The organism is Novosphingobium sp. BL-52-GroH (assembly GCF_044813085.1).
Taxonomy (GTDB): domain Bacteria; phylum Pseudomonadota; class Alphaproteobacteria; order Sphingomonadales; family Sphingomonadaceae; genus Novosphingobium.
The window spans coordinates 179,909-194,961 of sequence record NZ_CP171152.1 but is presented as its reverse complement, the minus strand read 5'-3'; the positions used below and the strand labels follow the sequence as shown (position 1 = coordinate 194,961).

General features: G+C 65.8%; 15 protein-coding genes. 9 read left to right on the top strand and 6 right to left on the bottom strand.

Going from position 1 to position 15,053, the window contains the following annotated elements; genetic code table 11:
• Positions 1-156: 156 nt before the first annotated feature.
• A complete protein-coding gene (eno, locus tag ACFFDA_RS13550) occupies positions 157-1,443 on the bottom strand; it encodes a phosphopyruvate hydratase (RefSeq protein ID WP_404480981.1) in 1,287 nt (428 codons plus the stop codon).
• Between the two features lie 176 nt (positions 1,444-1,619).
• Between eno and ACFFDA_RS13545 the strand changes: the two genes are divergently transcribed.
• The 5 genes from ACFFDA_RS13545 (at position 1,620) to ACFFDA_RS13525 (ending at position 3,807) form a co-directional block, all read left to right on the top strand.
• Entirely contained in the window at positions 1,620-2,132 is a 513-nt protein-coding gene (locus ACFFDA_RS13545; RefSeq protein WP_404480980.1) for a hypothetical protein, read from the top strand.
• A 29-nt stretch (positions 2,133-2,161) separates the two neighbouring features.
• Positions 2,162-2,566 carry a phage holin family protein gene (locus tag ACFFDA_RS13540; RefSeq protein WP_404480979.1) on the top strand — a complete coding sequence of 135 codons (405 nt, stop codon included), beginning with the start codon at positions 2,162-2,164 and terminating at the stop codon, positions 2,564-2,566.
• A gap of 16 nt (positions 2,567-2,582) precedes the next feature.
• Positions 2,583-2,876, top strand: a complete 294-nt coding sequence (locus ACFFDA_RS13535; RefSeq protein ID WP_404480978.1) for a hypothetical protein — start codon at positions 2,583-2,585, stop codon at positions 2,874-2,876.
• An 11-nt stretch (positions 2,877-2,887) separates the two neighbouring features.
• Positions 2,888-3,457, top strand: coding sequence for a hypothetical protein (locus ACFFDA_RS13530; RefSeq protein ID WP_404480977.1), 570 nt, complete (start codon positions 2,888-2,890; stop codon positions 3,455-3,457).
• 128 nt (positions 3,458-3,585) lie between these two features.
• The gene (locus ACFFDA_RS13525) at positions 3,586-3,807 is read left to right on the top strand and encodes a DUF4170 domain-containing protein (protein WP_404480976.1); all 222 of its coding nucleotides are present in this window, start codon (positions 3,586-3,588) and stop codon (positions 3,805-3,807) included.
• Positions 3,808-3,923: 116 nt separating this feature from the next.
• Here ACFFDA_RS13525 and greA read toward each other — a convergent pair whose 3' ends face one another.
• The 4 genes from greA to carA all read right to left on the bottom strand — a co-directional run bounded on the left by greA (position 3,924) and on the right by carA (position 9,597).
• Positions 3,924-4,400: a transcription elongation factor GreA gene (gene greA, locus ACFFDA_RS13520; RefSeq protein ID WP_404480975.1), complete on the bottom strand. Its 477-nt coding sequence runs from the start codon at positions 4,398-4,400 to the stop codon at positions 3,924-3,926.
• 132 nt (positions 4,401-4,532) lie between these two features.
• Positions 4,533-7,856: a carbamoyl-phosphate synthase large subunit gene (gene carB / locus ACFFDA_RS13515; RefSeq protein WP_404480974.1), complete on the bottom strand. Its 3,324-nt coding sequence runs from the start codon at positions 7,854-7,856 to the stop codon at positions 4,533-4,535.
• 47 nt (positions 7,857-7,903) lie between these two features.
• Positions 7,904-8,281: a hypothetical protein gene (locus ACFFDA_RS13510; RefSeq protein ID WP_404480973.1), complete on the bottom strand. Its 378-nt coding sequence runs from the start codon at positions 8,279-8,281 to the stop codon at positions 7,904-7,906.
• A 149-nt stretch (positions 8,282-8,430) separates the two neighbouring features.
• Positions 8,431-9,597: a glutamine-hydrolyzing carbamoyl-phosphate synthase small subunit gene (carA, locus tag ACFFDA_RS13505; protein ID WP_404480972.1), complete on the bottom strand. Its 1,167-nt coding sequence runs from the start codon at positions 9,595-9,597 to the stop codon at positions 8,431-8,433.
• A 188-nt stretch (positions 9,598-9,785) separates the two neighbouring features.
• On the opposite strand from carA, the gene ACFFDA_RS13500 reads away from it, so the two are divergent.
• The 4 genes from ACFFDA_RS13500 (at position 9,786) to rpoD (ending at position 14,528) form a co-directional block, all read left to right on the top strand.
• Complete coding sequence (locus tag ACFFDA_RS13500) at positions 9,786-10,238, top strand: GatB/YqeY domain-containing protein (RefSeq protein WP_404480971.1); 453 nt, start codon at positions 9,786-9,788, stop codon at positions 10,236-10,238.
• A 70-nt stretch (positions 10,239-10,308) separates the two neighbouring features.
• Entirely contained in the window at positions 10,309-10,566 is a 258-nt protein-coding gene (locus ACFFDA_RS13495) for a DUF559 domain-containing protein (protein WP_404480970.1), read from the top strand.
• Entirely contained in the window at positions 10,566-12,449 is a 1,884-nt protein-coding gene (gene dnaG, locus ACFFDA_RS13490; RefSeq protein ID WP_404482749.1) for a DNA primase, read from the top strand. The genes ACFFDA_RS13495 and dnaG overlap by 1 nt, the downstream gene beginning before the upstream one ends.
• 42 nt (positions 12,450-12,491) lie before the next feature.
• Positions 12,492-14,528, top strand: coding sequence for an RNA polymerase sigma factor RpoD (rpoD, locus tag ACFFDA_RS13485; protein ID WP_404480969.1), 2,037 nt, complete (start codon positions 12,492-12,494; stop codon positions 14,526-14,528).
• 131 nt (positions 14,529-14,659) lie between these two features.
• On the opposite strand, the gene ACFFDA_RS13480 is transcribed toward rpoD, so the two are convergent.
• A complete protein-coding gene (locus tag ACFFDA_RS13480) occupies positions 14,660-14,920 on the bottom strand; it encodes a hypothetical protein (RefSeq protein ID WP_404480968.1) in 261 nt (86 codons plus the stop codon).
• Between the last annotated feature and the right edge of the window lie 133 nt (positions 14,921-15,053).

Below are 15,053 nucleotides of genomic sequence, written 5' to 3'. Positions count from 1 at the left end.
ATTGGCCTGCCGGAACGATGCGGAGGTGAGCGGGTGGCCGGAGCCTTTCCCCGGCGCCGGTCACCCGCGACGGGACATGCCGTATGCCGGTCGCAAGGCGGGGCAATCCGGGGGCGGACAGGGCCGCCCCCGGTTCATTGTCCTCTGCCGTCGCGATCAGCCGCCGAGGCGGCCGAATGCGCCGAGGCCGGCATAGCGCGCGGCCTTGCCCAGTTCCTCCTCGATGCGGATGAGCTGGTTGTACTTGGCGAGCCGGTCCGACCGCGCGAGCGAGCCGGTCTTGATCTGGCCGCAGTTGGTGGCGACCGCGAGGTCGGCGATCGTCGCGTCCTCGGTCTCGCCCGAACGGTGCGACATCACCGCGGTATAGCCGGCGCGGTTGGCGATCGAGACCGCTTCCAGCGTCTCGGTCAGCGTGCCGATCTGGTTGACCTTGACCAGCAGCGAGTTGGCGAGGCCCTTCTCGATGCCCATGGTCAGGCGCTTGGGGTTGGTGACGAACAGGTCGTCGCCCACGAGCTGGACCTTGTGGCCGATCTTGTCGGTCAGCGCCTTCCAGCCCTCGAAGTCGTCCTCGCTCATGCCGTCCTCGATCGAGATGATCGGGTAGGCTTCGGTGAGGTCGGCGAGGTAGTCGGCAAAAGCGACGGGCGAGAGGCTGAGGCCTTCGCCGCTGATCTCGTACTTGCCGTTCTTGAAGAACTCGGTCGAGGCGCAGTCGAGCGCGAGCTTGATGTCGGTGCCCGGCTTGAACCCGGCCTTCTCGATCGAGGCCATGATGAAGTCGAGCGCGTCGCGGGTGCTGGCAAGGTTCGGCGCGAAGCCGCCCTCGTCGCCCACGGCAGTCGCCAGGCCTTTGTCGTGCAGGCCCTTCTTGAGGGTGTGGAAGATCTCCGCACCCCAGCGCACCGCTTCGGCCAGCGAATCGGCGCCGACCGGCATGACCATGAATTCCTGGAAGTCGATCGGGTTGTCGGCATGCTCGCCGCCGTTGATGATGTTCATCATCGGCACCGGCAGGACATGCGCCGATACGCCGCCGACGTAGGAATAGAGCGGCAGTCCGCGCGCATTGGCGGCGGCCTTGGCGGCGGCGAGGCTGACGCCGAGGATCGCGTTGGCGCCCAGGCGCGCCTTGTTGGGGGTGCCGTCCAGCTCGATCATGGCGAGGTCGAGGTCGCGCTGGTCTTCGGCATCGAGGCCGACGAGCGCTTCGGCGATGTCGTCGTTCACGGCGTCGACCGCCTTGAGCACGCCCTTGCCGAGGTAGCGGCCCTTGTCGCCATCGCGCAGCTCGACGGCTTCGTGCGCACCCGTCGAGGCGCCCGAGGGCACTGCGGCACGGCCGAAGCTGCCGTCTTCGAGCAGCACGTCCACTTCGACGGTCGGGTTGCCACGGCTGTCCAGAATTTCGCGGGCGTGGATGTCGATGATCGCGGTCATTTTGGCGGGTCTCCTCCTGCCGGCGCGCCGGCCGCGCCGTTTGCGGCGGTCTTAGCAGGGGAACTTCGCGTGGCAAGTTGCGTTGCAGCGGTAAGGTTCAAGTTGTGTTACTCTGTCCGCATATGGACTATGCGGGGGCAAACCCGCGCAAGGGCAGAAAAAGGAAGGATACCACCATGGTCGACCCCACCGTTGCCGCCGGAAACGGCACCGAAAGCGCCAAGAATCACTTCAGCAAGGCCGTGGAAGAGGCCAAGGCGGGCGCACAGGCACTGGCAGGCGAGTACAAGGAGAAGTTCACCCAGACCACGGGCGAATGGACCAGCGAAGCCAAGGTCAAGTCCGAGGAAGCCAAGGAGAAGGCAGGAACCTTCGCCGCGGACGCCAAGGTCAAGGCCGCCGAATATGCGGTCGAGGGCAAGGCCAAGGCCACCCAGGCGATCGTCGGCGTCTCCAAGCTGATCGACGATAACGCCGCCCTGATCGACGAAAAGGTCGGCGCCAAGTACGGCGACTATGCCCGCACGGCATCCAAGTCGTTGAGCGATGCAGCGGCCAAGCTCGACGAGAAGTCGCTGGAAGACCTGGGCGAGGATGCCCGCGAATTCGTCCGCAAGAGCCCGGGACTTGCCGTGGGCCTCGCGGTGGCGACGGGCTTCGTGCTGTCCCGCCTGTTCAAGGGCAAGTGAGGGCCGCTGGCCCGCAGGTGACGGCTGAAATGCAGGAAACGCAGACCGACCTCGCCCCCTCGCCCGGCGATGGAGGCGAGGTTCATGCCGACCTTTCGCTGGCCCAGGACCTGCGCCGGCTGGCCGACGAGGCCAAGGTACTGGCGCAGGCCGAATTCGCCTTCCAGAAGTCTCGCGCCGCCTATGTCGGTGCCGAGGCCAGGACAATTGCGCTGCTGCTCGTCGCGGCGGCGGTCGTGGTGTTCTTCGCGGCGATGGCCCTGGTGGTCGGCACCGTGATCGCGCTCGGGCCCCTCCTTGGCCCCTGGGGCGCGATGGCGGCGGTTACGCTGGTATTGCTCGCACTCGCGGCATTCTGCGCGTTCGGCGCCAGGGCGCGGGTGAAGCGCATGACGGCGATTGCAGGCAACACGGTCGGCGGCGACGGCAAATGATGGGAGACCGGGGGCGATGAGCAGACTTGCCGCGCAAGTCATGGCGGACAGGCTCGCGCGCGACGCCGCGCGGGCGCGATTCGAGGGGCATTACCAGGCGTTCAAGGCCGACGTCGCCGAACGTGGCATCGGCGGGCGGATCGCGGACGAGGCGATCGAGCAGGCCAAGCTGGTGTTCGACGAGGCGGTCGCCGTGGTGGAGGAACACCCCGGCGCGATCGGTGGAACCTTGGCCGCGCTGGTGCTTTGGTTGCTACGAAATCCCATCATCGCCTGGGTCACGCAAACCTTCGATCCAGGCTCGAACTAAGGAGCCGTCCGGTGACCAAATCCGATCCCTCCACGACCACCGATACCAAGAGCGGCGGGTCCAAAGGCACCAACGTCGTCGCCCTGCCCGCCAAGGCAGCGGACCAGAGGCCTTCGGACAAGGTCATCGCCTTCGTCAAGCGCCACCCGGTCGTCACCGTCGCGGGCGGCATCGCCATCGGCGTCGCGGTCAGTGCGCTGATCCCCCGCCGTGCGAGCCGCAAGCTGCTGGCGAAGGCCGTGGACCTCGCCGAAGTGGCGGGTGCGGCCAGCGTCGTGCTCGGCAAGCAGGCCGGTGAGAAAGCCCACGACGTCGGCATCGGTGCGCGCAAGCAGGCCTCGGTGCTGGCCGACAAGGCCGAGAAGGTCGGCGACCTGGCAGTCCTGAACCTTGAAAAGTACGGTCTCGCCGCCGTGGCCGCCGCGAGTGCGCTGGGTCGCGCCACCGCGAAGAAGGCAAGCCGACTCGGCGATGCGGCGGCCGATACCGCCTTGCGCCTCGGGGACGTCGCCGCGGAACGCTCCGCCAAAGTCGTCGACCTCGCCCACGACATCAAAGAGCGCTCGAAATCGCGACATTGAGTGTCTGCAGCGATAATGATTTGCAACATCAGATAAAGTCTGGCTGTCAGGGGCGATCGGGCCTTGCTCCGTAACCTCGCAAAAATTATAGGGGCCGCTTCTCCCCTACAGGAAAGCGGCCCTCTCCCATGCAGAAGCTTCACCTCGTCATGGGCGGCCGGGTCAAGGACCCGCGCAGCCTGGAATTCGTCGATCTCAAGGATCTCGACCTCGTGGGCGTCTACCCCGACTTCGCTTCCGCTCAGGAAGCCTGGAAGTCCAGCGCACAGCGCACGGTCGACGACGCGGAAATGAAGTACGTCATCGTCCATCTGCATCGCCTGCTCCAGCCCGACCTGACGGCCGAGTGAACGATCGCAAGTCCGGCAGCGGTTCGACCCGACTGCTGTGATGGCAACAAAAAAGGCCGGCAGCGATGCCGGCCTTTTTTGTTGCCCGAACGGAGCGCGTCCAAAACGGAGCGCGTTCAGATGAACTCGATCTTCTGGATGAAGTAGAACTTGTCGCCCGAAGGGACGGTCACTTCGACTTCTTCCTCGTTCTTGCGACCGATCAGCGCCTTGCCCAGCGGCGAGTTGTAGCTGATGCGGCCGATCTTGGCGTCCGCCTCGTAAGGGCCGACGATCTGGTACTTCACCGGCTTGTCATCTTCGTCGAGCAGGGTCACGGTGGCGCCGAAGATGATCTTGTCGCTCGACAGGGTCGCCGGATCGACGATCTGCGCGCGGGTGATCTTGTCTTCGAGGTCGGCGACCATCGCTTCGACCTGGCCCTGGCGTTCCTTGGCCGCGTGATACTCGGCATTTTCGGAAAGGTCGCCGTGAGCGCGCGCTTCCTCGATGGCGTCCACGATCAGCGGACGCTCTTCGCGAAGCGCCTTGAGTTCCGCGGTCAGCCTCTCGTAGCCTTCCGCGAGCATCGGCAGCTTTTCGATACTTGCCATTTTCAACTCTATTCCTTCTGCTGCCTCCCGCTCCGATCGACCTGCAGGAGACTAGTCTCCTGTCCCGCCCCCTCGGCATGTGCCGTTGGGGTCAGGGCCGATCTGCAACGATGTGGGGAGGCACGATCGATTTCAGCTATAGTAGTCTTGCAACGAACGCACTTCAAGTTGGCTGCCACGAATCGTCGCAATCGCCTCGCTCGCGGCGACGCTGGCAGCGGCCGTGGTAAAGATCGAAACCTTGCCCGTGAGCGCCGAAGCGCGGATCGAGGTCGAGTCCTTGAGGCTCTGCCAGCCTTCGGTGGTGTTGAAGATCAGCGCGATCTCGCCGTCGACGATCTTGTCGACGATGTGCGGACGCCCTTCGGCCACCTTGTTCACCAGCTCGACCGGCAGGCCGGCCTCGGCGAGGTACTTCTGCGTGCCCGACGTTGCGATCACCCGGAAGCCCTGATCGATCAGGGTGCGGATCGCGGGCAGGATCATCGGCTTGTCGCTGTTCTTCACCGAGACGAAGACGGTGCCTTCGGTCGGCAGCTTCATGCCGGCGCCGAGCTGCGCCTTGGCGAAGGCGGTCGGGAAATCTGCATCGATCCCCATGACTTCGCCGGTGGACTTCATCTCGGGGCTGAGCACCGGATCGACGCCCGGGAAGCGCGCGAAGGGGAACACCGCTTCCTTGACCGCCATGTACGGCAGGTCGCGCTTGAACGGCGGGAAGGTCGACAGCATCTCGCCCGCCATGACCCGGCTGGCGATCTTGGCGACCGGCTGGCCGAGCGCCTTGGCGACGAAGGGCACCGTGCGCGAGGCGCGCGGGTTGACCTCGATGAGGTACACCTCGCCGTCCTTCACCGCGAACTGGATGTTCATCAGCCCGCGCACGCTGAGGCCGAACGCGAGAGCTTCCGCCTGGCGTTCCATCTCGGCGATGATCTCGGGCGGTAGGCTGTAGGGCGGCAGGGTGCAGGCGCTGTCCCCCGAGTGGATGCCCGCTTCCTCGATGTGCTGCATGACGCCGGCGACGACGACCTGCTCGCCGTCGCACAGGGCGTCGACGTCGCACTCGATCGCGTCGCGCAGATACTGGTCGATCAGCACCGGACTGTCGCCCGAGACCTGCACGGCGGTGGTGATGTAGTCGTCGAGCTGCTGTTCGCTATCGACGATCTCCATCGCGCGGCCGCCCAGCACGTAGCTGGGCCGCATCAGCACCGGATAGCCGATTCGGTTGGCGACGTTCACCGCCTCGTCGCGGCTGCGGGCGATGCCGTTGGCGGGCTGCTTGAGGCCCAGCTTGTCGACCAGCGCGGAGAACCGCTCGCGGTCCTCGGCCAGGTCGATCGCGTCGGGCGAGGTGCCCAGGATCGGGATGCCCTCGTCTTCCAGCGCCTGCGCCAGCTTGAGCGGAGTTTGCCCGCCGAACTGGACGATGACGCCGACGAGTTCGCCCTTCGACTGCTCGACGCGCAGGATTTCCAGCACGTCCTCGGCGGTCAGCGGTTCGAAGTAGAGACGGTCCGAAGTGTCGTAGTCGGTCGAGACGGTCTCGGGATTGCAGTTGACCATGATCGTCTCGTAGCCGGCCTCGGACAGCGCGAAGCAGGCGTGGACGCAGCAGTAGTCGAACTCGATGCCCTGGCCGATGCGGTTGGGACCACCGCCCAGGATCACGACCTTGCGGCGATCGGAAGGCGCTGCCTCGTCCTCGGGCTCGCCGAAGAACGGGGCCTCGTAAGTCGAGTACATGTAGGGCGTGATCGCCTCGAACTCGGCGGCGCAGCTATCGATGCGCTTGAACACGGGGACGACGCCCAGCTTGCGGCGAAGCTGGCGCACTTCCTTCTCGCTGGTGGCGCCGGCCATGGCGCGCAGGGCGTCGTGCAGCAGGCCGGAGCGCTTGGCCTGGGTTTCGCCCAGGCCGCCCGCGACGCCGACCGAACGGACCGCGAGGGTGGCGAGGCGCTTGTCGGAGAAGCCCATGGCCTTGAGGCGGCGCAGGCCGGCCGCGTCGATCGGCAAGCCGTCCTTCATGATCTTCGCTTCCTCGGCGATGATCTCCTCGATGTGGCGCAGGAACCACCTGTCGTAGTGGGTGATCGCGTGGATTTCCTCCACGGTGAAGCCTTCGCGGAAGGCCTGCGCCGCGTTGAGGATGCGCTCCGGGGTCGCCTTGGAGAGCGCCGCGGTGATGACGTCGCGCCCTGCCCCTTCGAGCGCCACGACGCGATTGAAGCCGTCGAGCCCGGTCTCCAGACCGCGCAGCGCCTTCTGCATCGATTCCTTGAAGTTGCGGCCGATCGCCATGACTTCGCCGACCGACTTCATCGCGGTGGTCAGGTCGTTCTTGGCGCCCTTGAACTTCTCGAAGGCGAAGCGCGGGATCTTGGTGACGACGTAGTCGATGGTCGGTTCGAACGCCGCCGGGGTGGCCCCGGTGATCTCGTTCATGATCTCGTCGAGCGTGTAGCCCACCGCCAGCTTGGCGGCGACGCGCGCGATCGGGAAGCCGGTGGCCTTGGACGCCAGCGCCGACGAGCGCGAGACGCGCGGGTTCATCTCGATGACGATCAGGCGGCCGTCCTTGGGGTTCACCGCGAACTGGACGTTCGAACCGCCGGTCTCGACGCCGATCTCGCGCAGCACCTCGATCGAGGCGGTACGCATGATCTGGTATTCCTTGTCGGTCAGCGTCAGCGCCGGGGCGACGGTGATCGAATTGCCCGTATGGACGCCCATCGGGTCGACGTTCTCGATCGAGCAGATGATGATGCAGTTGTCGTGGCGATCGCGCACGACTTCCATCTCGTACTCTTTCCAGCCGAGCAGCGATTCCTCGATGAGGACCTCGGTGGTGGGCGAGGCGTCGAGGCCCGAGCGCACGATCGCCTCGAATTCGGCCTTGTTGTAGGCGATGCCGCCGCCCGTGCCGCCCATGGTGAAGCTGGGTCGGATGATCGAGGGCAGGCCGGTAGTCTCCAGCACCTTGAACGCCTCGTCGAGCGTATGGGCGACGCCCGAGCGCGCCGAGGACAGGCCGATCTTGTCCATCGCCTCGCGGAAGCGCTGGCGGTCCTCGGCCTTGTCGATGGCATCGGCGTCGGCACCGATCATCTGCACGCCGTACTTCTCCAGCGTGCCGTCGTTGAACAGCGCCAGCGCGCAGTTCAGCGCCGTCTGCCCGCCCATCGTCGGGAGCACCGCGTCGGGGCGCTCCTTCTCGATGATGCGGGCGACGATCTCGGGCGTGATCGGCTCGACATACGTCGCGTCGGCCATGTCCGGGTCGGTCATGATCGTCGCCGGATTGGAATTGACCAGGACGACGCGGTAGCCTTCCTCCTTCAGCGCCTTGATCGCCTGGGTCCCCGAATAGTCGAATTCGCAGGCCTGGCCGATGATGATCGGGCCGGCGCCGATGACGAGGATGGAGGAGATGTCGGTACGCTTGGGCATGGGCTGTCCTGGGGTATCCTGTGTGTCTTTGTCAGTCGTCCGGTGGCTTACGCCACCAGTTCGCCGAACGCCTTGTCCCAATACGCTGGTCCTTCGGCTTTGGCTTGTGCGATTATCGGGTTGGCCTTCTGCTCCTCGCGGATCACCTCGCGGAAGCGGTCGGCCTGGAACTGGTGCATCGAACCGCCGTACTCGCCCTCGTTGGTCGACCAGGCGCCGGTTTCGATCATCCGGTCGATGAAGGCCTTGCCCGCCTCCTTCGCGTGCTTGCGCACTTTCGGGCCGAACTTGCGCACCGCGACGGAAATCTTGTCCTCGAAGATGAGCTGCAGCTCGCCATACGGGTAGAAGCGCGGCGCCACCGTGAGGTCGCTGGCCGGGCCGGCGACGTAGTAGGCGATCATGTGGTCGATGAGGTCGGTCATTGTTCAGGCACCTTTGCGGTTTGTCAGGTGCCCGGATGCATAGGCAATCCGCGAGGCCGGGTCGAAAGCTCCATGGGCCGCACCGGCGATGATCGCCGGTGCGGGAGGCGGCGCGAAAGCCGCTCCGGAAGTTTCGACCCGTGCGACGATCAACCCAGCATCCCCACGAACTTGTCGAACAGGTAGAAGCTGTCCTGCGGGCCGGGGCTCGCCTCGGGGTGGTACTGGACGCCGAAGGCGCGCTTGCCCTTGATCGAGATGCCGCAGTTCGAGCCGTCGAACAGCGAGACGTGGGTTTCCTCGACGGTGTCGGGGAGCGTCTTGTTGTCGACCGCGAAGCCGTGGTTCATCGAGGTGATCTCGACGACGCCGTCGGCGTGGCGCTTGACCGGGTGGTTGGCGCCGCGGTGGCCCTGGTGCATCTTGCTGGTCTGCGCACCGGCCGCCAGGCCGAGCATCTGGTGGCCGAGGCAGATGCCGAAGACCGGCACGTCGCGCTCGATCAGCGCCTGGATGACGGGCACCGCGTAGACGCCGGTGGCGGCCGGGTCGCCGGGACCGTTCGACAGGAACACGCCGGCGGGTTCGAGCGCGAGGATCGCCTCGAGGCTCGTCTCCGCCGGGACCACGGTGACCCGCGCGCCCGCCTTCACGAGGTTGCGGAAGATGTTGTCCTTGGCGCCGTAGTCGATCGCGACGACGTGCGGGCGGCTCTCGCCCTCGCCCTCGGCGTAGCCCTCGCCCAGCGTCCAGACCGAACCGTCCCAGCCCTGCTGGATCTCGCGGCTGACGATCTTGGCGAGGTCCATGCCTTCGAGACCCGGCCAGTCCCGGGCGCGCTGGATCAGCGCGGGGATGTCGAACCGGCCTTGCGGATCATGCGCGATCACCGCGTTCGGGGCGCCTGCCATGCGGATGCGGCGGGTCAGGGCGCGGGTGTCGATGCCCGAAAGGCCGATCTTGCCCTTGCTCGCCAGCCAGGGGCCGAACTCGCCGGCAGCGCGGAAACTGGAGGAAGGGGTCACGTCCTCGCGCACGACGCAGCCTACGGCGCCGTCGACGAGCGACTCGAGATCCTCCTCGTTGACGCCGACGTTGCCGATGTGCGGGAAGGTGAAGGTGACGATCTGGCCCGCGTAGGACGGGTCGGTCATGACTTCCTGGTAGCCGGTCATCGAGGTGTTGAAGCAGACTTCACCTACGGATTCACCGACGTGGCCGAAGCCACGGCCCCAGACTACGTGCCCGTCGCTGAGGACGAGTACGCCGGTCGCCCCTTCAGGTTTGGGCGCAAGCGAAGATGCGGCGTCGGCCATGGTGGGTCGCTCCGTTGCAGGCGTTTTCTGACGTTGTGTGCTAAGAAGCTGCCGCTAGAGACGGTTGTGCACCGCGTCAAGGCGGCAAGGGTGCAAAATGCCGTGGGGCCTGCTAGTTTTGCGCTGGCAGCTCGAGTGCTTTTGCTCCAGCGGGCGACCTCATACCACTCAGGATACCGGAAAAAACAATGCTTCGTGATTCGATCAAGGCCGCGCAGATCTCCGCCATGAAGGCCGGGGAAAAGCAGCGGCTGGCCGCCGTCCGCCTCATCTTCGCCAAGATCAAGGATCGCGACATCGAACTGCGCACCGCCACCGCCGCGCCCGACGACGACGCGCTGGTGATCGACGTGCTGCAGAAGATGGTGAAGCAGCGCCGCGAATCGATCCAGCTTTTCGAACAGGGCGGCCGCCCCGAGAAGGCCGCCGAGGAACAGGCCGAACTCGAAGTGATCGAAGCCTTCCTCCCCGCCCAGCTCTCCGAGGCCGACACCAAGGCCGCGATCGAGGCGATCAAGGCCGAGACCGGCGCGGCGGGCATGAAGGACATGGGCAAGGTCATGGCGGAGCTGAAGGCGCGCCATGGCTCCGAGCTGGACATGGGCAAGGCCAGCGGCTGGGTGAAGGCGGCGCTCACCTGACCATGCCGCCCGCCAGGTTCGGCATCGGGCAAACGCCCCTCCCGCCGTGTCGCGCGAACGGTGCCCGGGCATGGAATTGGACGGCGTCGTCGAACGGGAGGGAGGGCACGATGCGCAGGCCTGCGATTACGACACGCGAGGCACCCGTTTCCTCAATGAGCAAGGCTATGCAGTGATCCGCTTCTGGAATGCCGAGGTGCTCGATTCTACCGAAAGCATCCTTGCGCGTATTCAAGCCGTGCTGGCGGACATGCCCTCCCCCGGCCCCTCCCGCCGGTGGAAGGGGAGCCCGTGGAACCCGGCGACGTCTCGCGGGCGGGACGTCTGATGCTCACCCCCCAGTGGCTCGACCAGCTCCGCTCCCGCGTCAGCCTCTCCTCGCTGATCGGCCGCACCACGCGCCTCCAGAAGGCAGGCCGCGAGTACAAGGCCTGCTGCCCGTTCCACAACGAGAAGTCCCCCAGCTTCACCGTCAACGACGAGAAGGGCTTCTACCACTGCTTCGGCTGCGGCGCCCATGGCGACGCGATCCGCTGGATGACCGACCACCAGGGCCTGGCCTTCATGGATGCGGTCAAGGAGCTGGCGGTCGAGGCCGGTATGGACGTGCCCCAGCCCGATCCGCAAATGGCGAAGGCAGCGGAAAAACGCGATTCGCTCCATGACGTGATGGCCGCCGCGCAGGAGTGGTTCAAGGCCAGCCTGGGCGGTCCCGAAGGCGAGATGGCGCGCGGCTATCTCGCCACGCGCGGCTTCGATGCGCATACCGTGCAGCGCTTCGGCTTCGGCTTCGCGCCGGAGGGACGCCAGGCGCTCAAGGGCGCCCTCTCCCGCTTTCCCGAGGACATGCTGATCGAGGCTGGCCTGCGCATCGCTGTCGAGGAGCGCGATCCCTACGACCGCTTCCGGGGCCGCCTGATGCTCCCCATCGAGGATGCGCGCGGCCGGGTCATCGCCTTTGGCGGGCGCATTCTCGCCAAGACCAAGACCGATGCGCCCAAGTACCTCAATTCCCCCGATACCCCCCTCTTCGACAAGGGCCGCACGCTCTACAACCTGCACCGCGCCACGCCTGCCGCGCGCCAGTCTGGGCGGATGGTGGTGGTCGAGGGGTACATGGACGTCGTGGCGATGGCCGCCGCCGGGATCGCCGAGTGCGTGGCGCCGCTGGGCACCGCACTGACCGAGCAGCAGATCGAGATGCTCTGGCGCCAGGTGGAAACGCCGATCCTGTGCTTCGACGGCGACACCGCCGGCCAGCGCGCGGCGATGCGCGCGATCACCCGCGCCCTGCCCCTGCTGCGCCCGGCGCACTCCTTGCGCATCGTGCGCCTGCCCGAGGGGCTCGACCCCGACGACCTCATCAAGGCCAGGGGCCCCAAGGCGATGGAAGCCCTGCTGGGCGAGGCGCGCAGCCTCGTGGAAGTGCTGTGGGAGGCCGAGCGCGACGCCGTGCCGCTTGCCACCCCGGAGGACAAGGCCGGGCTCAAGGCGCGGCTCATGGCCCATGTCGAGACCATCCAGAACCCCGACATCGCCAGCCTCTACCGCCGCGAGCTGCAGGACCGCTATTCCGCCTTCGCCTTCCCCAAGCGCGAGAGCAAGTGGCAGCCCGGCCAGCCCGGCGGCGGCTTCCAGAACCGGGGCGGCGGCGGCCAGGGACGCGGCAAGTGGAACGGCAAGCCGGCGCCTGCGCCCTCCTCGCCCGAATCGATCAGCCGCCTCAACACCCGCTACGGCAGCGGCGGCACTCGCGACGGCCTCTCGGCCGCCGTCATCGCCGGGCTGATCCGCTGGCCAGCCCTGCTGGTGCGCCACGCCGAGGCGCTCGCCCGCACCCCGGACCTCGATCCCCGGTTCGAACTGCTGATCGAGGCATGCCATGCAGGCGGCCCGCTTGAAAGCGCCCGACTTGAGACCATATTACGGGAAAACGGTGCACAGCCTCCTCGATCCGCCGACTATTCCGGCTTTCGCTTCGGTTTCCTCGGAGCGGATGGCGAGCCGGAGAAATCGGCCGAGGAACTGACGCAGGCCATCCAGCTTCTGATAGAACGCCCCGCGCTCGAAGCGGCCCTGCAAGTGGCCACCGAAAGACACGAACGGGAGTTCACCGACGAATCTTTTGCGGAGCAACAGCGGCTGCGCGAGAGAAAGCTGGAATTTGACAGTCGCCTCAGGCAAATGGCGACCAGACATGCGTCCTCGTGATTGTATAATTATACGCGGGCGACACGGGATAACGGCGGAAGAATGAGCAAAAACGACAACAACGGCGCAGACAACGACGGCATCGACGCACCGCTGATCGACCTCAACGAGGGCTCGATCAAGAAGCTGATCGCGCGCGCCAAGCGCCGTGGCGTCATCACCGTCGACGAGCTGAACGAAGCCCTTCCCCAGGATCAGATGTCCACCGACCAGATCGAGGACATCATGGCCGCGATCTCGGAAATGGGCGTCAACATCGTCGAGAGCGACGAGGACGCCGACGCCCAGGCCGACGACGATCGCGACCGTGACGCGGACGACGCCGAGGCCGAATCCGAGGACGGCGAAGTCTCCCAGCGCCTGGTGGTCGACACCAAGAAGAAGGAAACCGTTGAGCGCACCGACGATCCGGTGCGGATGTACCTGCGCGAGATGGGCGCGGTCGAGCTGCTCAGCCGCGAGGGCGAGATCGCCATCGCCAAGCGCATCGAAGCGGGCCGGGACATGATGATCCTGGGCCTGTGCGAAAGCCCGATCACCTTCCACGCCATCATCCAGTGGTCCGAAGCGCTCAACGCCGGCGAGATGCAGCTTCGCGAGATTCTCGATCTCGATGCCATGCTCTCGAAGGAACCCGCCCCCGAAGCCCTCAACGAGGACGGCGAAGGCGACGACGACGGCGAGATCAGCGAGAAGACCGCCGGCCCTTCCTTCAAGGAAGAGGACGACGTCGAGGAGGATGCCGGCGACGAGGTCGACGAGGACGGCAACCCGATCTCCAAGCGCGAAGCCGAGGAAGAGGAGGAGGACAACACCCTCAGCCTTGCCCAGATGGAAGCCGCGCTCAAGCCCGAAGCGCTCGAGAAGTTCATGCTCATCACCGAGCTGTTCCAGACTTTCGAACGCCTCCAGTCGGAGCGCCTCGACGCGCTGGCGCTGGGCATCGATTTCCCGGTCGCCAAGGAAGACCAGTACCAGCAGTTGCGCGAGGACCTCACCGCGCAAGTCGAATCGGTCAAGTTCCACGCGACCAAGATCGAATACCTGGTCGACAACCTCTACGCCTTCAACCGTCGCCTCACCACGCTGGGCGGCCAGATGCTGCGCCTTGCCGAGCGGCACAAGGTCAAGCGCGCCGACTTCCTCGAGACTTACGTCGGCCGCGAACTGGACGATACCTGGCTGGCCGAGATGTCCAAGAAGGACAAGAAGTGGGCCGCCTTCGCCGAGAACGAGGCCGACCCGGTCGAGCGCATCCGCGTGGAAGTCTCGGACATCGCCGCCGCCACCGGCATGGCGCTGCCCGAGTTCCGCCGCATCGTGAACATGGTCCAGAAGGCGGAGCGCGAGGCGCGCATCGCCAAGAAGGAAATGGTCGAGGCCAACCTGCGCCTGGTGATCTCGATCGCCAAGAAGTACACCAACCGTGGCCTGCAGTTCCTGGATCTCATCCAGGAAGGCAACATCGGCCTGATGAAGGCGGTCGACAAGTTCGAGTACCGCCGCGGCTACAAATTCTCGACCTACGCCACCTGGTGGATCAGGCAGGCGATCACGCGTTCGATTGCCGACCAGGCCCGCACGATCCGCATCCCGGTCCACATGATCGAGACGATCAACAAGCTGGTCCGCACCAGCCGCCAGTTCCTCCACGAGCAGGGCCGCGAGCCCACGCCCGAGGAAATGGCCGAGCGCCTGTCGATGCCGCTCGAAAAGGTCCGCAAGGTGATGAAGATCGCCAAGGAGCCGATCTCCCTCGAAACGCCGATCGGCGACGAGGAGGATTCGCACCTCGGAGACTTCATCGAGGACAAGAACGCGATCATCCCGGTCGACGCGGCGATCCAGGCGAACCTCAAGGAAACGGTCACCCGCGTCCTTGCCTCGCTTACCCCGCGCGAGGAGCGTGTCCTTCGCATGCGCTTCGGCATCGGCATGAACACCGATCATACGCTAGAGGAAGTCGGCCAGCAGTTCTCGGTTACCCGCGAACGTATCCGCCAGATCGAGGCGAAGGCGCTGCGAAAGCTCAAGCACCCGAGCCGCAGCCGCAAAATGCGCTCGTTCCTGGACCAGTAAGAGAAAAGCCCCGCTCCGGCGGGGCTTTTTTTTCTTGTGCGCAGTCCCTGTCGGACTGGCGCACAAGGCACGATCATCGTCGAAGTGCCGATGATCCGGCTTATGCCGTGGGAACTACGGCCATCGTCAAATTACTGCCCACCGGCCCGGCACTCTCCCGGGCGGATCACGTCGAAGCCCTTGGCCCGCGCCATGCAGGCGTTGCCGAAGGTCTGGCGCTTCCTGTCTCGCTCGGCGCAGACCGGCGCATATTCGCGCGTACACATCGCCGGCTTTTCAGGACGGGGAGGGCGCGGCCGGTGCGGGCGATCGGGGCCGGGCATGGTTTCCAGGCACCCCGCCAGCACGAGTACGGTGGCAAGGCTCAACCCGCGCGTGATAAAAGGCTTCATTGCCGCTCCCTGACCTGTCCGGTTTTCCGATCCGCCCATTCTGCGCCGACAAATCTGCGGTTGCAAGACGCCCGAAAAACCTGCGATCCTCCCGGGATCGCAGGCCATACTTGAGGTGACGCCTCGCGATAAG